The 20,908-nt window shown below is 73.7% G+C and carries 18 protein-coding genes and 3 pseudogenes; 8 read left to right on the top strand and 13 right to left on the bottom strand.

Going from position 1 to position 20,908, the window contains the following annotated elements; all coding sequences use genetic code 11:
• The first annotated feature begins 266 nt into the window (after positions 1–266).
• Both IF19_RS01000000134760 and IF19_RS0115005 read left to right on the top strand, forming a co-directional pair.
• A pseudogene (locus tag IF19_RS01000000134760) lies at positions 267–979 on the top strand (type 1 glutamine amidotransferase domain-containing protein).
• Positions 980–1,037: 58 nt separating this feature from the next.
• Positions 1,038–1,682, top strand: coding sequence for an SUKH-4 family immunity protein (locus tag IF19_RS0115005; RefSeq protein ID WP_078580620.1), 645 nt, complete (start codon positions 1,038–1,040; stop codon positions 1,680–1,682).
• 42 nt (positions 1,683–1,724) lie between these two features.
• On the opposite strand, the gene IF19_RS0115010 is transcribed toward IF19_RS0115005, so the two are convergent.
• Entirely contained in the window at positions 1,725–2,555 is an 831-nt protein-coding gene (locus IF19_RS0115010) for a GNAT family N-acetyltransferase (RefSeq protein WP_234310344.1), read from the bottom strand.
• A gap of 212 nt (positions 2,556–2,767) precedes the next feature.
• Between IF19_RS0115010 and IF19_RS1000000138675 the strand changes: the two genes are divergently transcribed.
• Positions 2,768–3,370 carry a TIGR04222 domain-containing membrane protein gene (locus tag IF19_RS1000000138675; protein ID WP_030276563.1) on the top strand — a complete coding sequence of 201 codons (603 nt, stop codon included), beginning with the start codon at positions 2,768–2,770 and terminating at the stop codon, positions 3,368–3,370.
• A gap of 227 nt (positions 3,371–3,597) precedes the next feature.
• Here the strand turns inward: IF19_RS1000000138675 and katG are convergent, their stop codons facing one another.
• Entirely contained in the window at positions 3,598–5,853 is a 2,256-nt protein-coding gene (katG, locus tag IF19_RS0115020) for a catalase/peroxidase HPI (protein ID WP_030112289.1), read from the bottom strand.
• Between the two features lie 389 nt (positions 5,854–6,242).
• On the opposite strand from katG, the gene IF19_RS0115025 reads away from it, so the two are divergent.
• Positions 6,243–6,653 (top strand): Fur family transcriptional regulator, encoded by a 411-nt coding sequence (locus IF19_RS0115025; RefSeq protein ID WP_030112290.1) that lies wholly within the window; start codon positions 6,243–6,245, stop codon positions 6,651–6,653.
• A gap of 31 nt (positions 6,654–6,684) precedes the next feature.
• Here the strand turns inward: IF19_RS0115025 and IF19_RS0115030 are convergent, their stop codons facing one another.
• The 6 genes from IF19_RS0115030 to IF19_RS0115055 form a co-directional block, all read right to left on the bottom strand.
• Entirely contained in the window at positions 6,685–7,587 is a 903-nt protein-coding gene (locus tag IF19_RS0115030) for a ferredoxin family protein (protein ID WP_170757354.1), read from the bottom strand.
• Positions 7,584–8,786 carry a cupin domain-containing protein gene (locus IF19_RS0115035; protein ID WP_199807292.1) on the bottom strand — a complete coding sequence of 401 codons (1,203 nt, stop codon included), beginning with the start codon at positions 8,784–8,786 and terminating at the stop codon, positions 7,584–7,586. Before IF19_RS0115035 ends, IF19_RS0115030 begins: the two co-directional genes overlap by 4 nt.
• Before the next feature lie 2 nt (positions 8,787–8,788).
• Positions 8,789–9,346 (bottom strand): BatC protein, encoded by a 558-nt coding sequence (locus IF19_RS1000000136145; protein ID WP_078580622.1) that lies wholly within the window; start codon positions 9,344–9,346, stop codon positions 8,789–8,791.
• A gap of 299 nt (positions 9,347–9,645) precedes the next feature.
• Positions 9,646–10,464: an SAM-dependent methyltransferase gene (locus tag IF19_RS0115045; protein WP_030112294.1), complete on the bottom strand. Its 819-nt coding sequence runs from the start codon at positions 10,462–10,464 to the stop codon at positions 9,646–9,648.
• An 86-nt stretch (positions 10,465–10,550) separates the two neighbouring features.
• The gene (locus IF19_RS0115050; RefSeq protein ID WP_030112295.1) at positions 10,551–10,802 is read right to left on the bottom strand and encodes a DUF397 domain-containing protein; all 252 of its coding nucleotides are present in this window, start codon (positions 10,800–10,802) and stop codon (positions 10,551–10,553) included.
• Positions 10,799–11,665 carry a helix-turn-helix domain-containing protein gene (locus IF19_RS0115055; protein ID WP_030112296.1) on the bottom strand — a complete coding sequence of 289 codons (867 nt, stop codon included), beginning with the start codon at positions 11,663–11,665 and terminating at the stop codon, positions 10,799–10,801. Before IF19_RS0115055 ends, IF19_RS0115050 begins: the two co-directional genes overlap by 4 nt.
• 407 nt (positions 11,666–12,072) lie before the next feature.
• Here IF19_RS0115055 and IF19_RS0115060 point away from each other — a divergent pair, with 407 nt between their 5' ends.
• Both IF19_RS0115060 and IF19_RS0115065 read left to right on the top strand, forming a co-directional pair.
• Complete coding sequence (locus IF19_RS0115060; protein WP_267933180.1) at positions 12,073–12,441, top strand: ATP-binding protein; 369 nt, start codon at positions 12,073–12,075, stop codon at positions 12,439–12,441.
• Complete coding sequence (locus IF19_RS0115065; RefSeq protein WP_223857853.1) at positions 12,441–12,887, top strand: hypothetical protein; 447 nt, start codon at positions 12,441–12,443, stop codon at positions 12,885–12,887. The genes IF19_RS0115060 and IF19_RS0115065 overlap by 1 nt, the downstream gene beginning before the upstream one ends.
• 110 nt (positions 12,888–12,997) lie before the next feature.
• Here IF19_RS0115065 and IF19_RS0115070 read toward each other — a convergent pair whose 3' ends face one another.
• The 5 genes from IF19_RS0115070 to IF19_RS0115090 all read right to left on the bottom strand — a co-directional run bounded on the left by IF19_RS0115070 (position 12,998) and on the right by IF19_RS0115090 (position 18,595).
• Positions 12,998–13,621 (bottom strand): hypothetical protein, encoded by a 624-nt coding sequence (locus IF19_RS0115070; RefSeq protein WP_136975137.1) that lies wholly within the window; start codon positions 13,619–13,621, stop codon positions 12,998–13,000.
• 641 nt (positions 13,622–14,262) lie between these two features.
• The gene (locus IF19_RS0115075; protein WP_030112300.1) at positions 14,263–15,165 is read right to left on the bottom strand and encodes a class I SAM-dependent methyltransferase; all 903 of its coding nucleotides are present in this window, start codon (positions 15,163–15,165) and stop codon (positions 14,263–14,265) included.
• Positions 15,166–15,339: 174 nt separating this feature from the next.
• Entirely contained in the window at positions 15,340–16,428 is a 1,089-nt protein-coding gene (locus IF19_RS0115080) for an NAD(P)-dependent alcohol dehydrogenase (RefSeq protein ID WP_030121020.1), read from the bottom strand.
• Positions 16,425–17,834, bottom strand: coding sequence for an aldehyde dehydrogenase family protein (locus tag IF19_RS0115085; protein WP_050494000.1), 1,410 nt, complete (start codon positions 17,832–17,834; stop codon positions 16,425–16,427). The genes IF19_RS0115080 and IF19_RS0115085 overlap by 4 nt, the downstream gene beginning before the upstream one ends.
• An 8-nt stretch (positions 17,835–17,842) precedes the next feature.
• On the bottom strand, positions 17,843–18,595 hold the full coding sequence (locus IF19_RS0115090; RefSeq protein ID WP_030112304.1) for a (5-formylfuran-3-yl)methyl phosphate synthase: 753 nt from the start codon (positions 18,593–18,595) through the stop codon (positions 17,843–17,845).
• A gap of 323 nt (positions 18,596–18,918) precedes the next feature.
• Between IF19_RS0115090 and IF19_RS1000000138925 the strand changes: the two are divergent.
• A pseudogene (locus IF19_RS1000000138925) lies at positions 18,919–19,287 on the top strand (acyl-CoA dehydrogenase family protein); the annotation flags it as partial.
• A 129-nt stretch (positions 19,288–19,416) separates the two neighbouring features.
• A pseudogene (locus IF19_RS0115095) lies at positions 19,417–20,886 on the top strand (acyl-CoA dehydrogenase family protein); the annotation flags it as partial.
• Positions 20,887–20,908 lie beyond the last annotated feature (22 nt).

Genomic DNA, 20,908 nt, shown 5'->3' on the forward strand with positions numbered 1-20,908 from the left:
CCAGGAGTGGGGGCGCTGTGCCGGCTCTGGCGGCACGGAAATGTAAGCTTTGTAAACATGGTCGCGTGCGCAGCGTGTCGCGCCGCGGCGTACGGGTGGGCCGTGAGGCCGTTTCCGTACGCGGGTGCGGAGGTCGCCCGCCGAGGGCTCCGGGCGGATGATGGGGGCGTCGGGATGTATGGCGCATATCGGACGGCCGGTGGTGGGGAAGTGACTGCAGGGGCGGCGAGCGGCCCGTTCCGGGACGGGCAGAAGGAGGGGTTGTCATGACGAAGGCGCTGTTCGTGGTGTCGGCGGCCGACCGCTGGACGCTGAGGGACGGAGAGGTGCATCCCTCGGGGTACTGGGGTGAGGAACTGGCCGTGCCGCACAAGGTCTTCACCGAGGCCGGATGGGACGTCACCATCGCGACCCCGGGCGGGAAGCGCCGACGCTGGACCGGCTCAGCATGTCGAAGACGGCGGGATGGCCGTCGAAGCTGCGCGAGGTGGCCGCGTATCTGGACGGCATCGACGCGGAGCTGCGGCGTCCCCGGGTGCTGGCCGAGATCGACCCGGACGAGTTCGACGTCGTGTTCTACCCGGGCGGCCACGGCCCGATGGAGGACCTCGCGGTCGATCCGGTCAGCGGCGCGCTGCTGACCCGCTTCCTCGCGTCGGGCAAGCCGCTCGCGCTGCTGTGCCACGCTCCGGCGGCGGCCTTCGCCGCGAGGAACGAGGACGGGTCATGGCCGTTCACGGGGTACCGGATGACCGGCCTGTCGAATCTGGAGGAGAAGTTCAACAGCTTCGGCCGCAAGGCGATCTGGCTGCTGGAGGACCGGCTGCGGGAGAGCGGGGCGGTGTACTCCAAGGCCCGGCTGCCGCTGCGGCCGTACGTCGTCGTGGACCGCAACCTGTACACGGGGCAGAACCCGCCGTCCTCCGAGAGCCTCGCCGAACGCGTCGTCGCCGACGTGAACGCGACGGCGACGCGGTAGACCACACCGCGGGGCGACCCGCCGGGTGACGCAGCACGGCAGGCCCTAAGCTGCCGCCGTGAGCAAACGGGGGAGCGGCTGCCGGCGCGTCGGACCGGCCGAGCGGAGGGACGCGGTCCGGCCGGGCGGCGGGCACGGGGACGGCCGGGCCGAGCGCCTCGCCGCCACCGCCGACCGGGTGCGCTCGGTCTTCGGTCTGACGGGCGTCGTCCTCTTCCCGCGCCACGACGCACCGCACCACCGTCTCGACGACCGGACCGCCCTCTTCCTGAGCCGCGTCGGCCTCCCCGACACCGTGTGGTTCATGGCGCGGGCGAGCCTGCGCGCGGACGACCCCGTCGACCTCGCCGGCTGGTACGGCGGTCGGGGCTCCGTGCCGGCCCGGTGCCGGCACTGGCTCGTTCTCGCCCTCTTCGCCGACACCACGCTGGCGCTCGACCCGGACGACGGAGCCGTGTACGCCCTGGCCGAAGGGGAGGAGCACCTGGAGTACCGGCCGCTCCACCGCGACGTGGCGTCCCTGGTGTGTGCCCTGACCGCGTTCGAGGTGCTGCTGGGGGAACGGGAGGAGGACGGCGGGGGCGTCGGGGAACGCGCGGACGCGCTGCGGGAGGAGATCACCGCGTTCGACGCGCTTCCGTTCGCCGACGAGGATTCACCGTGGAACCTCGCCCTCGAAGAGGTCGTCGACGGCATCTGGTAGACCGGCGGAACGGAACGCGCGCCCGCCCGGCCGCCCCGTCCGTCAGCGGTCGGCGAGGCGGAGGCTGAGCTGGAGGCCCGTCTCCTGGAAGCCGAGGCTGTGCGCGATCCGCCGCGAGGCCGGGGAGCGCGCCCTCCACTGGGCGAGGAGGCCCTGGTCGAGCGCGTCCGCGACGGCGGCCGAGGCGACCTGGGCGGCCAGGCCGCGGCGGCGGAAGCCCGGGTCGGTGAGGATGCTCAGGTGGGCCGTCCCGTGCGGCCAGAGCTCGTGCCCCGCCGCGGCGACGATCACGCCGTCCTGCCGGACCGCCTTCGCCGTGCTCGTGATGCCCGCGAGCGCGCTCTCGGCGGCGTCCCCGGGGCCGCAGCGGTCCAGCAGGGCCGGCAGCTCCGGGTCGTCGCCGGAGACCCGCTCGACGTCGGCGGTGCGCGCGGCCGGACGGAAGAGGGCCGGCGCGAGGAACAGCAGGTGCGCGGGGCCCAGCAGATCGTGGAACGGCAGCCGCTCGCGGAGCCGGCCGGGTTCCGCCAGTTCCCCGGCCAACTCGTCGGGGCCGAGGCCCTGGAGGGCCGCGGTGACGAGGCCGGCCGTGGGGGAGTCGGGCACGGTCACCAGCGCGGCGTCCCCCAGGACGACCAGGCCGGTCCAGCCCGGCGGGCTCAGCAGGGAGGCCGGGGCGACGGCCACGTTCGTACGGCCGGGGGCGAATTCGGCGTCCGTTCCCGTCAGACGGGACCAGACCGCACGAGCGCGGTCCAGGACCGAAGGGGAGACGGCCGCGGGATCGTGGGTGGTCATCGGCTCCTGTGCTCCTGGTGTGCGGCCGGAGATGGGCGCCTCCGGGGCGTACGGGTCCAGGCCGAGCGTACCCACCGGACGGTTTCCCGGCGCTGATCGGCCGCCCGGCGGCGCCTTCGTACGGACGCTCGCAGGCGCCGGGCCGGCGGCGGTCACGGCCCGTCGACGTCTCCGAGCCGAGGCTCGCGGTCGGAAGGCTCAGAGAATGCTCTGAATTCGGGTGCGTCCGGGCCGGGGCGGCCCCGCCGGGGAAACCATCCGGGGAAAGGGGAATCGGGGGGATCGGTATGACACAGTCCGAGGACCGGGCCGAAGCCCGTGACGGGGAAGGCGGGCCGGGCCACTTCGCCCATGCCTTTCTGGCAGGTGGCCGTCGTCGCGTCGTCGAGTGCGCCGTCGTCTCGCTCGTCGAACAGGGGGCGCTGTCGCTGCGGGCCGCCCGGCTCCGCCCGACGGGCGACGTACGACCCGGCCACGCGATCGAGCAAGCGGTTCTGGCCGCCTGCCCGCGCAGCAGACGGGTCCGGGACGTGCTCGACGCCGCCGCCCGGTCGCAGGCCGTGGACGACCTCGCCCGACGCCTGGCCGACCTCGGCCTGCTGAGCCGCCGGCGGCAGCGGCCCACCCGTGCGGGCCGGCGACTGCTGGCGGCCGCCGCCGCGGAGGAGTCCCTTCCCCCGTACGTACGTCACGGGCCGGCCGCGCTCGCTCCCGGGCCGGTCCGTCAGGGGCTGCTCGGCGGCGACACGGTCCCCGACGGCCTCGGCCGCGCCCTCCGCCGGATGGGAAAGGCCCTCGACGACGACCACGGCCGGGACGCGGACGGGACCGGAGAGGGCGCGTCCGGCGGAGGCTTCGGCTGCGGTGGCTCGTCGGGCGGCGGCGACTGAGGCACGGTCGGCGGGTCCCGACCGGCCGGCCTGTCCGCGATCGGCCCGCCGGTCGGGCGGGGAGGGGCTTCGAGCTCTTCCGGCAGGGCGGTCGTCCGGGGCGGCGAACGTGCTCCGGCCCTTCCGCGGAGGCCGTACAGGGCGATGGGGCCGGTGCGGGTGTGCACCGGCCCCATCGCGGGAGCCGTACCGGCCGACCCTGACGGATCAGCGGGGGCCGGACGTGATCAGACCAGGTCGAAGCGGTCCAGGTCCATGACCTTGGCCCACGCGGCGACGAAGTCCGTCACGAACTTCCGCCGCGCGTCGTCGCTCGCGTAGACCTCGGCGAGGGCACGCAGCTCGGAGTTGGAGCCGAAGACCAGGTCGGCACGGGTGCCGGTCCACTTGACCTGGCCGGAGGCGTCGCGGGCCTCGAACTCGTCCTGTGCCGACGACGTCGACTTCCAGGTGATGCCCAGGTCGAGCAGGTTCACGAAGAAGTCGTTGGTCAGCGTGCCGGGACGCTCCGTGAGGACGCCGTGCTTCGAGCCGCCGGTGTTGGCGCCCAGCACCCGCAACCCACCGACCAGCACGGTCGTCTCCGGGGCGCTCAGCGTCAGCAGGTTGGCCCGGTCCAGGAGCAGGTACTCGGCGGGCAGCCGGGCGGCCTTGCCGGCGTAGTTGCGGAACCCGTCGTACGCCGGCTCCAGGGCGGCGAACGACTCGACGTCCGTCTGCTCCTGCGAGGCGTCGACGCGGCCCGGCGTGAACGGGACCTCGACCTCCACACCGGCGTCCGCGGCCGCCTGCTCGACAGCCGCGTTGCCCGCCAGGACGATCAGGTCGGCCAGCGAGACCTGCTTGCCGCCCTTGCCGTTGAAGGACTCCTGGATCCCCTCCAGCGCGCGCAGCACCTGGGCCAGCTCGTCCGGGTCGTTCGCCTCCCAGCCGCGCTGCGGCTCCAGGCGGATCCGGGCGCCGTTGGCGCCACCGCGCTTGTCGCTGCCGCGGAAGGAGGCGGCCGAGGCCCAGGCGGCCGAGACGAGCTGTCCCACCGTCAGGTCGGTCGCGAGCACCTGCTCCTTGAGCGCGGCGGCGTCCGCGGCGTCCAGCGTCTCACCCGTGCGCTCGGGCAGCGGGTCCTGCCACAGCAGCACCTCGGAGGGCACCTCGGGGCCGAGGTAGCGCTGGACCGGGCCCATGTCGCGGTGCGTCAGCTTGAACCAGGCGCGGGCGAAGGCGTCCGCGAACTCCTCCGGGTTCTCGTGGAAGCGGCGCGAGATCCGCTCGTACGCCGGGTCGAAGCGCAGCGACAGGTCGGTCGTGAGCATCTGCGGCTTCTGCTTCTTCGACGCGTCGTGCGCGTGCGGGATGGTCGCCTCGGCGTCCTTGGCGATCCACTGGTGCGCGCCGGCGGGGGACTTGGTCAGCTCGTACTCGTAGGCGAAGAGGTTGTGGAAGAACTCGTTGCCCCACTGGGTCGGCGTGCTGGTCCAGGTCACCTCCAGACCGCTGGTGATGGCGTCCCCGCCCTTGCCGGTCTTGTACGAGCTGCGCCAGCCGAGGCCCTGCTCCTCCAGCGGGGCGCCCTCGGGGTCCGCGCCGACGTTCTCCGCCGGGCCCGCCCCGTGCGTCTTGCCGAAGGTGTGGCCGCCGGCGATGAGGGCGACGGTCTCCTCGTCGTTCATCGCCATCCGGCGGAAGGTCTCGCGGATGTCGCGGGCGGCCGCGATCGGGTCCGGGTTCCCGTTGGGGCCTTCGGGGTTGACGTAGATCAGGCCCATCTGCACCGCGCCGAGCGGGTTCTCCAGCTCACGGTCGCCCGTGTAGCGCTCGTCGTCGAGCCAGGTGGTCTCCGGGCCCCAGTAGACGTCCTCCTCCGACTCCCAGACGTCCTCGCGGCCGCCGGCGAAGCCGAAGGTCTTCAGCCCCATCGTCTCCAGGGCGACGTTGCCGGTGAGGATCAGCAGGTCGGCCCAGGAGAGCGCCTGGCCGTACTTCTTCTTGACCGGCCACAGCAGGCGGCGGGCCTTGTCCAGGTTGCCGTTGTCCGGCCAGCTGTTCAGCGGGGCGAAGCGCTGCTGTCCGGCGCCCGCGCCACCGCGGCCGTCGCTGATGCGGTACGTGCCGGCGCTGTGCCAGGCCATCCGGACCATCAGCGGCCCGTAGTTGCCGAAGTCGGCCGGCCACCAGTCCTGCGAGGTGGTGAGCACCTCGGCGATGTCCCGTTTCACCGCCGGCAGGTCGAGGGCCCGGAACGCCGCCGCGTAGTCGAAGTCCTCGCCCAGCGGGTTCGCCACGCCGGGGTTCTTGGCGAGGATCTTCAGGTTGAGGCGGTCCGGCCACCACTGGCGGTTCCCGCCGCCCTGCGTGGGGTGCGGCGCGCGGCCGTGGGCCACGGGGCAGCCGCTCGCCTGCGCCTCGGGCACCTCGGGGACGGCCGTCTCGGGCGAATCCGGGGTGACGGGGTCGAAGACGTGCGACTCGTGGTTCTCGGTCATGAGATGTCCTTCCGGACCCGGCGGCGGGTCGTGGGGCGCTGAACGGGGGAGGAGGGTTCGGGCCGTGCGGGAGGGGCACGCTGTTGTCCAGGACGTCGCCGCGGACCGGGCCGGTCGCCTCACGAGCCGGGGGGCCGGGCGGCCCCGGGGCGGTGCGGACGGCGCCGGGCCGGCAGTCGGCACCGCCCGGTCGAACGGCGGTGTCCCGTCAGGTGTCTCTGCTGCCGTGCCGGAGCCTTCCTGTCTCTTGGATGTCGCCGGGATCGATCCTACAATGGACTTCGTCCAAGTCAAGAAGCAGGCTAAAGCCATGACGGCCGGGGCATGGCGCTGCCGCACATCTGGCGAGAATCGAGCCCCGGCGGAGCGAAGCGGAGCGGGTGAAACGGATGAGCGACCTCCTTGAACGGCTGCGGGGCCGCGGCTGGCGGCTGACCTCGCAGCGCCGTGTCGTCGCGGAGGTCCTGAACGGCGACCACGTGCACCTGACCGCGGACGAGGTGCACGTGCGGGCCGCCGCCCTGCTGCCTGAGATCTCCCGCGCGACCGTCTACAACACCCTGGGCGAGCTGGTCGCGCTCGGCGAGGTGCTGGAGGTCTCCACCGTGGGCCGGGCCAAGCGCTACGACCCCAACGCGCGCCGCGCGCACCAGCATCTGGTGTGCTCCGGCTGCGGCACGGTCCGCGACGTCCACCCGATGGGCGACGCCCTGGGCGACCTGCCCGAGACCGAGCGCTTCGGCTTCACGGTCGGCGCGGTGGAGATCACCTACCGCGGCCTGTGCCCGGCCTGCGCCTGAGCGGGGCGGGGCATCCGCGCCGGATGGGAGATCAGGCGCGGGCGTCGCGGATGGACGTCACGTCGTAGACGAGCGCCGAGCCGTTGGCCGGGCCGCGGCAGGTCAGGCGGCGCGGCGGTGTGCGGTGGGAGCGCACCTCGACGTCGAACTCCCGGGCGCGGTCCGTCCGGTCGCTGACGCGGATGCGCCAGCCCTGCTGGTCGCGGACCGTCCCGACGACGTCGTACGCGTACCGGCTCGCCGGGCCGAAGCGCCCGAGCACCCCACCCACGGCCGCCTGCTGCGGCGGGTAGAGCGTGGTGTAGCCGCGCAGATGGTCGGCGTGGACGCGGTCGGCGAGGTGCTCCTCGACCACGGTGACCGCCGACGCCGCGTCCAGGTTCCCGTAGTAGACCCCGTCGGGCACCACGACGACGTTGGCGGCGAACCGGTCGCCGCCCACGTGCGTGCACTCCCACACCAGGTCGGGCCAGCGGGCGCTGAGCGCCGCGCCCACCGGCCGGCCGCGCACCGCGCAGCAGGTGTCGTGCGTGCCGTGGGCGCAGACGAGGACGACCGGCGGGCGGCCCGCCTCGCCGGGGGAGTCCAGTGCGGTGGCGATGTTCAGCAGGTCCTCGTCGCGGCGCCAGTGGCCCCACTGCTGGCGCGGACCGCCGAGGCCGTCGTGGCGCAGCACCGCCCACCGGCCGCCCTCCTCGACGCGGCGTCGCCCATGCCGCCGGACCAGCAGGATCCTGGCCCGGTGCGTCTGGGCGGCGGAGTACACGAGGGCCTTGGTCCCCGGATCGAGGGCGAGGCCGTCGTAGCCGTTGGCGGGCCAGCCGCGCCGGTACTCGATGAGCACCCAGACCGTGCCGTACGGAGCCGTGCCGACGAGCGCGTCGCCGCGCTCCCGGGCGGCGTCGGCGCAGAAGAACCGGCCGGGCTGGATCACCGGTCCGCGGGCACCAGCACGCCCGCCCGCAGCAGCCGCCCGGCCAGGGGCAGACCGAGGTCGCCGGCGGTCCGGACCCGGCCGTCGAGCAGCCGGGCCACGGGGGCGACGTCGTCTGCCGGAAGGTCCAGATAGCCCACACGGGTGAACAGGCGGGCTCCGTCCAGCCGTGGCGCCAGCGCCTCCCGCAGCCGGATCGGCGAGGCCGGGCCGAGGCGGTGCAGAGCGGCGAGCTGGGCCAGCGGCCCCAGGGGCGCCGGTCGGGCGCCGGAGCGGTGGGCGCGGTGGAACAGCGGGGCGGGGTCGGCATCGGCGACGGCGGCCAGCAGGCGTTCACGGACCAGGTCCGTCAGGACGTCCGGGGCGTCCGTGCCCAGCGGGAGGCTGCGGCGCATCGACGGATCGGCGGCCAGCTCCGCCAGGGCCGCTCGCATCAGGTGTTCCGCCAGGGCGTAGCGCGTTCGGACGTGGATACCGAGGGTCAGATGGACCGAGACCTCGCCCTGGGCCCGCGCGGAGTGCAGCCAGCCGCGCGGCAGATACAGCACGTCGCCGGGCCGGAGCATCGTGTCCAGGTGCGGGGCGACGTGCGCGGCCCGCTCGGCGACGGCCGCACGGTGACCGGTCCACGGCTGGTCGCGCAGGGGGTCGGGCACCACCGGCTCGTGGACGACCCACCGCTTCGATCCGGCGATCTGCAGGACGAAGACGTCGTGCACGTCGTAGTGCGCGTCGAACCCGCGGTTCTGCGGCGGGGTGATGTACGCGTTCGCCTGTACGGGGTGCCCCAGCTCCGTACCGAGGGCGGAGACCAGCTCGGCCACCGGCTCCCAGGTGCGGTGCAGCGCCTGCAGGACCAGCGTCGCCCCGTCCTCGAACGCTCGCCACAGCGCCGTGTCGTCGAGCTGGTCGGCGACGGTGGCCCCCACCCCGGCGGGCGCGGTGAACGACGACTCGGGAAGCGTGGAGCCGTCCTTGGCGACCCGGAGGAACGGCGTGCGCAGCCCGCGCCGGGAGATCAGCTCGTCCACGGCGCCCGGGGAGAAGACGTCGGAGAAGTCGCTCGCCCCGCGCGTCAGCACCGCCGTCCGGCCCCAGACGTCACGGGCGAACTCCTCGCGGCCGAGCCGGGTCAGGCGGGACTCCAGGATTCCGGCGCCCTGACGCGCGCCGGAATCCTGGGCCTCGGTCCGGGCCATGCTCAAGAGCGGCTGCCCCCGTCGGCGCTGCCGTCCGCGCCGCCGTCGTGGACACCGGGGGTGCCGGCCGCTCCGCCGTCCGCGGGTCCTTCGGCTCCGCCGTCCGCGGGTCCTTCGGCTCCGCCGTCGGCGCCGCCGTCGTGGACACCGGGGGTGCCGGCCGCTCCGCCGTCCGCGGGTCCTTCGGCTCCGCCGTCGGCGCCGCCGTCGTGGACACCGGGGGTACCGGCCGCGCCGCCGTCCGCGGGTCCTTCCGCGCCGCCATCGGCTCCGCCGTCGTGGACGCCCGGGGTACCGGCCGCGCCGCCGTCCGCGGGTCCTTCCGCGCCGCCGTCGGCTCCGCCGTCGTGGACGCCCGGGGTGCCCGCCGCTCCGCCGTCCGCGGGTCCTTCGGCTCCGCCGTCGGCTCCGCCGTCGTGGACGCCCGGGGTGCCCGCCGCACCGCCGTCCGCGGGTCCTTCGGCTCCGCCGTCCGCGCCGCCGTCGTGGACGCCGGGGGTGCCGGCCGCACCGCCGTCGGCGGGACCTTCCTGTCCGCTCGCGTCATCGTGCCGGGTCATCGTGCCTCCTGTGGATCGCACCATGGACGGCCGGCTTTCCGCTGAACGGAAGCCGGTGCACCCAGGGCATGGATATGCGGGTGAATTGCCCGTAATCACCGTATATCCGTGTCCCGGAACTATCGATTCGGGCCGCGAGCTGTGCTCCGAATGCCGAAAGAGGTCCCGGGCGGGATGCCGAAGAGGTCTCTGGCGGGGCGCTGCCCGTGCACGGTCCGACCCCTTCCCGCGCATGCGAAGGCCCCGGTGGTGGCTCCGTTCGACGGAGCCGCCACCGGGGCCTTACGTGACAGCGGCGCTCAGGGCTTGACGCCGACCCCCGCCAGCAGGCTGATCTGCGCGTCCGGGATCTCCTTGCCGTCCGGGTCGAGCCCGTCCGACCGCCACCGGTGGCAGCAGGTGATGCCGGGTTCGATCAGATCGAGCCCGTCGAAGAAGCGGGCGACATCGGCGTGCGAGCGGAACTCCACCGGCGTCCCCGAGTTCGTGTACGACTCCGCGACCCGGTTCCAGGTGTCGGGGTCGAAGTCCGGGGTGCAGTGGTTCATCGCCAGGGCGCTGCCCGGAGCGAGCCGGTCCAGCAGCCGGCGCACGATGTCGTACGGGTCGTGCGGGGCGGTGACGAAGTGCATGAGCGCGTTGAGCGTGAGGGCGACGGGCCGGTCGAAGTCCAGCACGCCCGCTTCCTCCACCGCGCCCAGCAGGGCGTCCGGCTCCCTGGCGTCGGCCTCCACATAGGCCGTGCGCCCCTGCGCCGTGCTGCGCATGAGGCGTTCGGCGTACTTGAGGACGAGCGGGTCGTTGTCCGCGTACACGACCCGGGCCTCGGGCACCACCGACTGGGCGATCTGGTGCAGATTCGGCTCGGTCGGGATGCCGGTGCCGATGTCGAGCCACTGCCTTATGCCGTGCTCCTGCGCCAGGACCCGGGTGGCCCGGCGCATGAACGCCCGGTTCTCGCGGGCGGTGACGTAGAGACCCGGGTGCGCCTCGGCGGCGGCCAGGGCCGCCTGCTTGTCTATCTCGAAATGGTCCTTGCCGCCGAGGAAGTAGTCGTACATCCGGGCCGAGTGCGCCCTGCTCGTGTCGAGGTCCCGGCCGGCCTGCCTGGTGGTCATGTTCTTCCCTTCACGTGTGTCTCCGCCGGCCCGCCTGGCCGGGTCGGGGTCGGGGCCCACGGGGCGCCCCTGCCGCTCCCGCCGGGTCATCCGACGGCAAGATGGTCAGCCAGCCCCTCCTTGACGCCCCGGACGAACGCGGCGATCTCCTCCGCCGCGTAGATCAGCGCCGGTCCGGCCGGATCGGTCGACTGCCGGAAGGCGACACGGCCGTCGGCGAGCTGCTTCGTCTCGACGCACTGGCCGCCGTTCGGCCCGCTCCAGGGGCGCTCCCAGCCCTGCTCCCCGAGGTCGGCGGCCGGCATGCCGTTGTAGATGCTCCCGTCGTGGGCCGTCATGAGTACTCCTTGCGCATGCGGTTCAACAGCGCGGTGCTGTCCTCGGACGACGTCATCAGCGCCATGCGGGTGTGCGCCTCCAGGTGGGAGACGACGTCCGCGCGCTGGTCGAAGTAGACGGCGGCGGACAGAAGCTCGCTGTAGACGATGTCGGGCAACTCCGGTTCCTCGAACCGGAAATACGTGAACGGAGCGCACGCGCCGCTGTGGGCACCGGCCGAGAACGGCACGATGTCGATGCTGACGTGCGGCAGTTCGGAGAATTCGAGCAGCCGCTCCACCTGCTCCCGCATCACGTCGGGACTGCCCACGGCCCGGTGCAGGACGGCTTCCTCCATCACCACCCACAACGTGGGGGCGTCCTCCCGCTCCAGCAGGTTCTGGCGGCGCAGCCGCAGCTCCACCCGGCGGGTCAGCTCCTCCTCGCCGCCGTTCGGCAGACCGCCGCGCAGCACGGCGCGGGCGTAGTCCGGGGTCTGCAACAGCCCGGTGACGTACTGGGGTTCGTAGGTGCGCAGCGTCTTCGCGCCCGACTCCAGGCTGACGTAGGCGGTGAACCAGTCCGGGACGGCGTCGCGGTAGGAGTGCCACCAGCCGGGCTTGTTGGCCTGCTCCGCCAGGTCGACGAACTCGTCGATCTCCCGGCGGTCCGCGCCGTAGGTCTCCAGCAGCTTCTCGACGTAGAGAGGCTTCAGCGCGACCTCGGCCTTCTCCAGCCGCCGGATCGTCAGCGTCTTCACGCGCAGCGCCCGCGCGGCGTCCTCCAGCGAGGCACCGGCGCCCAGGCGCCGGTCCTGCAGCCGTCGGCCCAGGATCATGCGCAGGACCGTCGGCGCGCTGGTGCCGGAACGGGCTTCGCTCACGCCCCACCTCCTGAGGAGCCGTCAAGAGAGCCATTGTGACATCGACTTGTTGGGGAGACCAGGTTGATACGGGCGCTGCTGAAATTATCAGGGAGTCGGTTGCAGCATGAGTGTGATCACGCGCATAGTGGTCGCGTGAGCGGTCACGTCATATCTCCGACGCAGGATCCGGACCGGAGGGGACGCGCGATGCCGATGGTGTCGCCGGCGCCCCGTCGCCGGGACCCTGCCCCGGCGCACACCGTTCACCGAACGAGCGGAAGCCCTCACCCCCTCACCGCGCCCACCCCCCTGAACGGCGCTGGAAGGCGACACCCGTGACTCTCTCCACGCCCGCAGCCCAGGCCTCACCCCCCGGCTTAGCCGGAATCGCCCCGCGCCGGGAGCACTGGTTCGGGCTGCCCGCCCTGCGGACCAGCGTGAGATCCGCCCGCGACACCGCGCGCGACCTGCTGCGCGCCTGGCAGCTGCCCGGCGACACCTGCTGCGACGCGGTCCTGCTGATCTCCGAACTGACCACCAACGCCGTGCTGCACACCAGCAGCGGCCAGGTGCTGTGCGGCCTCACGCTGACCGGTGACGGGCGTCGCCTGCGCATCGAACTGCACGATGAGGACAGCACCCCGCTCAGCCCGCCCGAGCGCGAGGCCGGCCCCGCCGAGGAGAACGGGCGGGGGCTGCTCCTGGTCAGGCAGCTCGCGGCGAGTTGGGGCTCCACCCGCTCCACGAGAGCCGGGGGAAAGGTCGTCTGGGCGGAACTGGCGGCGCACTCCTGATGGGACGCCGCGACGATCCGGCCGGGGCGGCCGCTCGGGCGTGTCCGGCCGATGGAGGAGCGCCCACGGCCTCCCGCGGCGGCGGCGCGCCCCCCGTCGTGCTGTACGTGTGCGCCGACCGGAGTCCGGGAGCGCCGAGCGAGGCGACCCGCCGCGCGGAGCGGGAAGGGTACGCGTTCGCCCGGGAGCGCGGGCTGGCGATCGCCGAGGTCGTCACCGACACCTACGGCGAGCCCGACCCGGTCCGGCGCAGCGGGTGGCGGCGGGTGCGGCACCTGGCCCGGTCGGGCCGCATCACGGCGGTGCTCGTCCGCTGGCCCAGCGCCATCGCCCCGGAGTCGGCGTGTGAGCTCCGCCACCGCGAGGCGGCCTGGCTCCGCGACCGGGGCGCGCCCGTCCGCTACACCTGGGCCCCGTTGTCCGCACGGAGCGCCCGGGTCGGCTGACCCGCTTCCGTCGTGTCCGCGTCGACCAGTACCGCCTGTGTGCCGAGGCGGCCCGGCGCTGATGCCCCGACCGGGGGTGGACCGCTGCCCGCCCGGGGTGCGTCATGCCGTCAGCCGGTCACGTCGAACCGCAACTGGAAGTCGCCCTGCACCCTCTTGATGGCGCCGCCCGAGATACGGAACTCCCGGTCGCCGGCCAGGTGCTTGATCTGGTTGAACGTGTGGACGATGTTCATGGTCAACTTGCCGTTGACGGTCTTGAGGACCGATTGGTAGACGGTGTCGTTCTCCTGGAAGGTCACGGTGTCGGCCCCCTCGGGGATCAGTGCGCCGAGGGTCTCCTTGGCGGCGTCGCCGGAGACGTTCTGCCGGAAGATGCTGTCCGGCAGACGGTCCGGCACGTCCTCGGGCTTCGTCGGGACCTTGAGCGCCCCCTTGTCGAAGCCCCCCCCCGCGTTGAACATCGCCACGGCTCGAGACCACTGGTGAATGAAGGCCTCGCTCGCGGTGTACTTCTCGTCGCGGCTGCGGTCGTTCTCCATCATGACGGCCAATGCGCCGTCGTCGTTCCGGCCGTAGAGGTTCTCGAAGTGCCCGCCGGCCTCCGGGGGCTTGCTCTGCGGACTGTCGGAATCCGGCGTGTAGTCGGCGCTCTGCTCGTCCATGTCGACCAGGTTCTGCGGAATCGCCCGTCCGAACGCGGTGAGCGCCGGCGACCGCCTCGCCTCGCTCACCGAGCGCCCGCCCTTCCCCATGGTCTCGACGTACGTCCCCAGACGTTCGTCCGCAGGGGGAGAGCGCGTTGGACGGTCGCGTCCCGGGCGGCCCGCTCGCGCCCCAGTGCGACGCCGACGGCGGCGTTGCCGATGCTGTGTTGCAGGGCCGCCAGACCCGTCCGGGCCGGTGAGGTGGCCGACGCCGGGCGCCGGCTGCCGTTGCGGTGACCGGGGCGGAGGTCATCCGATCGTTCGTCGTGGGCGCGCATGGCTGGTCGGTCTCCCTGGAGATGGCTGGACGTCCGTCCAGGGTCGGTGTGCGAACGGCCGTCGGGAAGAGGCGAGCGGGCAGTGGTGGGGCAGGGTGGATGCCTGTTGCGGCAGGCCGTGTTGCCCCGGGGCCGGGCGAATCCCGAACCGGGGCGCACCAGCTGCTCGCTCGGCCTCCTCGCCGTGTCGATCCCGGCTCCTCCCAGCGCCTGCGCCCTGCCGCTCCTCGTCGACCTTCCCGCACACCGCACGGTCGGGACGACGCTCCCCGCCCGTCCGCGCTTCCGGCTGGAGCACGGCACGCCGGGAGGCGTACGTGAACGGCCTCGGGCAGGGCACCGGCCCGGGGGCGGCCACCCGCCCGCAGGGGACCGGCGCCGGTCCTGCCGTCAGGGCTTGTGGGCGAACACCCACCGGTTGCCGGCCAGCGCGTCGTTCGGCTCGGGCAGCGGCCCGCGTCCGAGCAGGCGGGTGAAGTCGAAGGGAGTGCGGACCGAGGTGGACCAGCCCCGGCCCGCCAGACGCCCCGCGGAGTCGGGTCTCGGCTCCCGGTCGAACAGGTCCAGCAGGTCGATGCCGATCCGCCGCCGCGTGGCCGTGTACAGGGGGCTGTCGCGGTACGCCAGCAGGTCCTTCTCCAGCTTGACCTCGTACGCCAGCGCACCGCCCCCGGGGGTCAACCGGTCGACCGTGTCGATGAGATACGTCTCCGCCGCGGGCGGCAGGTAGAACAGCAGGCCCTCCACCAGCCAGACGCTCGGCGCGGCGGGGTCGAAGCCGGCTCCGGGGAGGGCGCCCGCCCAGTCGGAGCGCAAGTCCATCGCGAGCGGCACGCGCGCCGCCGACGGGACGGCCGAAAGCCCGCCGAGGACCCGGTGCTTGAACGCCAGCACCTCCTCCCGGTCGATCTCGAAGACCACACAGCCGGTCGGCCACTCCAGCCGGAACGCCCGCGTGTCGAGACCCGCCCCGAGCACGACCACCTGGCGGGCGTTTCCGTGGTGCGTGGAGTGCAGGAGGAAATCGTCGAGGACCCGCGTCCGCAGCCCGAAGTACCGGGCGAACCGCCCCCACAAGGGGTCCGTCTCACCGTCCCGCACCTCCAGGGGACGGACGGGCCAGCCCTGGGACGCCTGCGCGGCGAGCACGAAGTGCTCCGCGTAGACGTCCCGCGCCAGAGCGTCGGGCCGGTGGGTCTCGATCGCCCGGGCGGCGGCCACCAGGAGAGCCGTCACACCGACCCCTCCCGCCACGCCCTCCGTACCGGTGTTCGCCTGCGCTGTATCGACCATGTGCACTCCCTGGGGACGCGTGGGGACCGGTCACGGAAACGGGAACCGGCCGTGGATGCGGACGCCGCCGAACGACGGCTAAGGGCGCCGACGGCGAAGGGCGACGCCGATGGGTGACCGCCGATGAGTGACTGCGGAGAAGCGGCCACGGGGAACGGCGGCCGGGGAATCCGGCTACGGAACGAGGACCGGTTTCACCACCCGGCCCGCCTCGCAGTCGCGTTCGGCCTCATTGACCTCGGCGAGGGGGTACGTACGGATCAACCGGTCGAAGGGGAAGCGGCCGGCCCGCCACAAGCCGGTCAGCCGGGGGACCATCAGGGCCGGCACCGCGTCCCCCTCGCAGATGTGGGAGATGCTCCGGCCCCGGTCCAGCGTTCCCGGCTCCAGCGCGAGAGCGGTGTGCAGCCGCGCCACCAGCCCCAGACGGCCCATCGGACGCAGCCCCCGCAACGCGTCGTTGATCAGCCGGACCGAGCCCGTCGTGTCGAGGGCGTACCGCGCGCCGCCGTCCGTCAGCCGCCGGACGCGGTCCGGCAGACCGGGGGAGTCGCCGTGCACGGGAGCGGCGCCGAACTCCTCGGCGAGCGCGAGACGTTCGGGGTGCCGGTCGACCGCCACCGTCACCGCCCCCGCGGCGGCCGCCGCCATGACCGCCGCCAGCCCCACCGCCCCCGCGCCCAGGACCACGACGGGGTCGCCGGGGCCCGCGCGGAAGGAGTTGAGGACCGCCCCCGCCCCGGTGAGGAAGCCGCAGCCCAGCGGCCCGAGCAGTTCGAGGGGGAGCGAGGGATCGACCCGTACGGCGTTGCGGGCCGGGACCAGCGCGTACGCGGCGAACGACGACTGGCCGAACCACCGGGGGGCCAGCGCGCCCCCGGCGGCGTCGGTGAACCGGTCCGCGTTCCCGGGGCGCCCGCCGAAGAGGTTGAGCGCGGCGAAGGTGTCGCAGTAGGCGGGGGAGGCGCCCAGACAGCTTCGGCAGCGCCCGCAGGAGTCGAAGCTCAGCACCACATGGTCGCCGGGGCTCAGGCCGGTGGCCGGGCCGCCCGTTTCCACGACCACCCCGGCCCCCTCGTGGCCGAGGACCGCGGGCAGCGGGGAGCGGCCCGCGGAGCGGCGGACGGCGAGATCGGTGCGGCACATGCCGGACCCGGCGATCCGGACCAGGACCTCGTCCTCGGCCGGACCGGTGTGCAGGACGACCTCCTCGACGGTGAACGGGTCCTCGTACGAGCGCAGCACCGCCGCGTCGAATCTCACGACGGGTCCGGTCGGAGACGGTGGACGACGAACGGGCTGAGGTTGCCGTACAGCCCCCACGGCCCGCCCGCGACGCCGACCCCGCTCTCCTTGACGCCCGCGAACGGCTGGGCGAGGGAGAGCTCGGCGTGGTGGTTGATCCACGCCGTACCGCATTCCAGCCGTCCGGCCACCTCCTCGGCCCGGTCCTCGTCGGTCCCCCAGACCGAACCGCCCAGGCCGAACCGGGTGCCGTTGGCCGCCTCGACCGCCTCGTCGAGACTCCCGTACGGCAGCACCGGCAGGACCGGTCCGAACTGCTCCTCCACCACCACCGGGCTGCCGGGCGGCACGTCGGCCAGGACGGTGGGGGCGTGGAAGTAGCCCGGCCGGTCCAGCCGGTGGCCGCCCGCCGCGGCCCGCGCCCCGTCCGCCAGGGCCCGGTCCGTGTACCGCTCCACCCGGGCCAGCTGGGCCGCGTTGTTCACCGGCCCCAGCTCCGTACCGGGGTCCAGACCCGGCCCGACGACCGCGGCCTTCGCGCGTTCCGCCAGCGCCTCGACCACCCGGGGGTACAGCCGCCGGGGCGCGTAGACGCGTTTGACCGCCATGCAGACCTGCCCGCAGTTGCGGAAGGCCGCCCGGAACAGCCGGTCCGCGATCCGCTCCACGTCCACGTCGTCCAGCAGGATGGCGGCGTCGTTGCCGCCCAGCTCCAGGGTGACCCGAGCGAGACCGCCCGCCGCGCCCGCCGCGACGGCCCGGCCGGTGGCGGCCGAACCGGTGAACGTCACATGCCGGACCCCCGGGTGCGAGGCGAGGAGGGCGCCGAGCGGGTCACGCCCGGTGACGACCGTCAGTACGCCCTCGGGAAGGACCGAGGACAGCACGGACCCCAGCAGCCGGGTGGCCAGCGGGGTGTACGGGGAGGGCTTGAGCACCACTGTGTTGCCCGCCGCGAGCGCGGGGGCGAACTTCGCCGAGGCGAGCTGGAGCGGGAAGTTCCACGGGACGACGGCGGCGACGGGACCGAGCGACCGCCAGCGCAGCTCGCTGCGCACGGGCCGGCCGTCCGTGATCGCCCGGGGCTCGGGGGCCGCCGCGGCGAAGTGGCGCAGCCGGGCCGCCGTACGGGCGATCTCCGCGTACGACTCGGGCAGGGGCTTCCCCTGCTCCCGGGTGAGCAGGGGGGCGAGGTCCGCCCCGGCCGCCTCCACGGCGTCGGCGGCGGCGAGCAGGGCCGCGGTCCGCGCGGCGGGGTCGGCGCGCCAGCTCCGCCAGGCGTGGTGCGCCCGGGCGACCGCCGCGTCCACGTCCCGCGCGCCCTGGTCGGGAGCCTCGCCGAACGCCTCGCCCGTGGCCGGGTCGAGGACGGCGAACCGCCCGCCGGCAGGCGGCCGGCCGGAGCCGTCGCGTCTCAGCTCCACGCCGGCGGTCAACGCGCGGCCGTGGTGGCCGCGAACTCCTGGGCGTGCCGGTCCATCTCCGCCCGGAAGGAGGCCACCAGCCGCGGCTGGATCCTTCCGGTGTCGCGGTCGCCGCCCTCGCAGACCGCTCCGCGCACGCCGACGATGTCCGTCCCGATCCGGGTGAGCGTGGCCAGGTCCTCCCGCTTCACGCTGCCGGCGAGGGCGGCGAGCAGACCGGCCGCGTGGGCCTGCTGGACGAACCGGGCGCAGGCGTCCGGCGGCACGTGGTCGAACAGCCGGGTGCCGTCCTTGACCGCCGTGTCGAGCATGGCCGCGTCGGCGCCGGCCCGGTGGGCGATGTCGGGCAGCGCGAGCGGGTTCACACAGCCGATCCGGTGGGCGTCGGCGTAGCCCGAGGCGACGACGAACGCGTCCGGCCGGAAGTCCTTCACCGCCCGGACGACCCCGCGCATCACCTCGATCGCCTGGTCGGGCGTACCGCATCCGTAGAGGCCGACTTTGATGTACGTGGCTCCGGAGACGGCCGCGCCGAGCGCCGCCTGGGCCACCGTGCCGGGCTTGTAGGGCACGTCGCCGACCGTGGCGGAGACCGGCTTGTCCGCCGGGACCGCCGCGCGGATCTCCCGGATGACCCAGGGGAAGTTCGCGCCGAGCGAGCCCTCGTCGGGCTTCTTCACGTCGACGATGTCCAGGTGTTCCGCCGCCTCGGCGCACGCCAGGGCCTCTTCGACGCCGTCCGGGGAGATGAGGAGCAGCAACGTGGATTCCTTCCACCGCGGAGCCACCCGCCGCGGGGGCGGGGCGCGGATTCGACGGGAGGTGTGCGGTCGGCCCACATCCTCACCGTTCGCCGCGATCACCCGGCAGGGCGCGAGCGATGGCGAACGGGGCACTGCCCCGACGAACTCACGCCCCCCGCGGTGCGCCCTTCACCTCGTACGGCGCACCGCGCTGCCCGGCGCGCCGTACGCCTCGCCCCGGCGGGATCTTCGCCCGTGCGGCGGGCCGCCGGACAGGTCCGGCGGCCTCCACCTGCGGCGGGGACCTGCTTGATCGTTCCCGGGTGGGGTAGCGAAACGGTATGACCACTGACAGAACACCGCCCGCGCCCACCGGATACGTGCAGCCGGAGATCGACGTCAAGGCGCTCGGCGCGCTGCTGGACGGCGAGTACGCCGAGATCCGCGACCTGGTCCGGGCCAACCTGGTGACCCACGCCCCGGTCCTCGACGAGGCCGAGGAGCTCGACATCGACGCGTTCCGCGAGCGGGTGCGCGAACGGGTGGTCGAGATGGCGGCGACGGGCCAGACCGGTATGGGGTTCCCCACCCGGTACGGCGGGGGCGGGGACGTCGGGGCCTCGATCGCCGCGTTCGAGACGCTGGCGCTCGGCGATCTGTCGGTGCTCGTCAAGGTCGGCGTGCAGTTCGGCCTCTTCGGCGGCGCGATCCTGCACCTGGGCACCGAACGCCACCACGACGCCTATCTGCCCGACCTGATCACCGGGAAGCTGATGGGCTGCTTCGCGATGACCGAGACCGGACACGGCTCCAACGTGCAGGCGCTCGGCACCGTCGCGCGGTACGACGCCGCCGCCCAGGAGTTCGTCATCACCACCGAGGGCGACCAGGCGCGCAAGGACTACATCGGCAACGCGGCCCGTCACGGAGAACTGGCTGTCGTGTTCGCCCAGTTGGAGATCGACGGCACGAGCGAGGGCGTGCACGCGTTCGTCGTGCCGATCCGGTCCGGCGGCGAGAGCGCCCCGGGCGTCGCCATCGAGGACGACGGCCGCAAGATGGGCCTCAACGGCGTGGACAACGGACGCATCCGGTTCGACGGGGTACGCGTCCCGCGCGAGGCCCTCCTCAACCGCTTCGCCGACGTCACCCCGGAGGGCGTCTACGAGAGCCCGATCGACAACCCCCACCGCCGCTTCTTCACCATGCTCGGCACCCTGGTGCAGGGCCGGGTCTGCGTCGGCGGCGCCGGGGTCAACGTCTCCAAGACCGCGCTGGCCATCGCCACCCGGTACGCGCTGCGCCGCCGGCAGTTCGCCGCGGGCGCCGAGGGCGAGGAGCAACTGCTCCTGGACTACGGGCTGCACCAGCGGCGGCTGCTGCCGCTGATCGCGCGCACATACGCGCTGCACTTCGCGCAGGACATCGTCCGCACCCAGCTGCACGACGTCTTCTCCGGCGCCGAGGACGACCCTCAGGCGCGCCGTCAGCTGGAGGCCCGCGCCGCCGGGACCAAGGCGCTCGCCACCTGGCACGCCACCCGGGTGGTCCAGGAGTGCCGGGAGGCGTGCGGCGGGGCCGGATACCTGGCCGTCAACCGGTTCGCCGCGCTCAAGGCCGACAGCGACATCTTCACCACCTTCGAGGGCGACAACCACGTCCTGCTGCAACTCGTCGCGAAGGGCCTGCTGACCCACTACGCGAGCGAGTTCGAGGACCTGGACCAGCTCGGCATGGTCCGCCACGTCACGGGCCTCGCGGTCGAGGCGGTCATCGAGAAGACCTCGGCCCACAAGCTGCTGGAGCGGGTGCGCGACCTGCTGCCCGGCGGCGACGAGTGGGACCAGGAGGCCGGCCTGCTCGACTCCGAGTACCAGCTCGCCATGGTCCGCTACCGCGAGGAGCACATGCTCGCCGGGGTGGCCCGCCGGCTCAAGCGCGGAATGGACCAGAAGCGGGACCCCGGCACCGTCTTCTCCGAGGTGCAGGACCACGTCATCGCCCTCGCCCACGCCCATATGGAGCGGCTGGTGCTGGAGGCGTTCGTCGACCGGGTCCGCGCGCTCCCGGACGGCGGCGACAAGGTGGCCCTCGGCCTGCTGTGCGACCTGCACGCCCTGACGACGATCGAGGCGGACCGGGCGTGGTTCATGGAGCACGGCCGGCTGACGGTCCAGCGGTCCAAGTCGATCACCCGCGAGGTGAACGACCTCTGCCGCAAGATCCGGCCGCTGGCGGGCGACCTCGTGGACGCCTGGAACATCCCGTCCGCGGTGCTGCGCGCCCCGGACCTGGTGGGCGAGGTCTGACAGGGCCCAGCCGGGCCCTGTC

Source organism: Streptomyces californicus (genome assembly GCF_000717645.1).
GTDB lineage: Bacteria > Actinomycetota > Actinomycetes > Streptomycetales > Streptomycetaceae > Streptomyces > Streptomyces californicus.

What these genes read in the sequence shown, in the direction of transcription:
- IF19_RS0115025 (WP_030112290.1), top strand. Translation starts at nt 6,243, where the DNA reads ATGAGCGACCTCCTTGAACGGCTGCGGGGCCGCGGCTGGCGGCTGACC.
- IF19_RS0115065 (WP_223857853.1), top strand. Translation starts at nt 12,441, where the DNA reads ATGGGACGCCGCGACGATCCGGCCGGGGCGGCCGCTCGGGCGTGTCCG.
- katG (WP_030112289.1), bottom strand. Translation starts at nt 5,853, where the DNA reads ATGACCGAGAACCACGAGTCGCACGTCTTCGACCCCGTCACCCCGGAT.
- IF19_RS0115035 (WP_199807292.1), bottom strand. Translation starts at nt 8,786, where the DNA reads ATGGCCCGGACCGAGGCCCAGGATTCCGGCGCGCGTCAGGGCGCCGGA.
- IF19_RS1000000136145 (WP_078580622.1), bottom strand. Translation starts at nt 9,346, where the DNA reads ATGACCCGGCACGATGACGCGAGCGGACAGGAAGGTCCCGCCGACGGC.
- IF19_RS0115045 (WP_030112294.1), bottom strand. Translation starts at nt 10,464, where the DNA reads ATGACCACCAGGCAGGCCGGCCGGGACCTCGACACGAGCAGGGCGCAC.
- IF19_RS1000000138675 (WP_030276563.1), top strand. Translation starts at nt 2,768, where the DNA reads ATGACACAGTCCGAGGACCGGGCCGAAGCCCGTGACGGGGAAGGCGGG.
- IF19_RS0115075 (WP_030112300.1), bottom strand. Translation starts at nt 15,165, where the DNA reads ATGGTCGATACAGCGCAGGCGAACACCGGTACGGAGGGCGTGGCGGGA.
- IF19_RS0115050 (WP_030112295.1), bottom strand. Translation starts at nt 10,802, where the DNA reads ATGACGGCCCACGACGGGAGCATCTACAACGGCATGCCGGCCGCCGAC.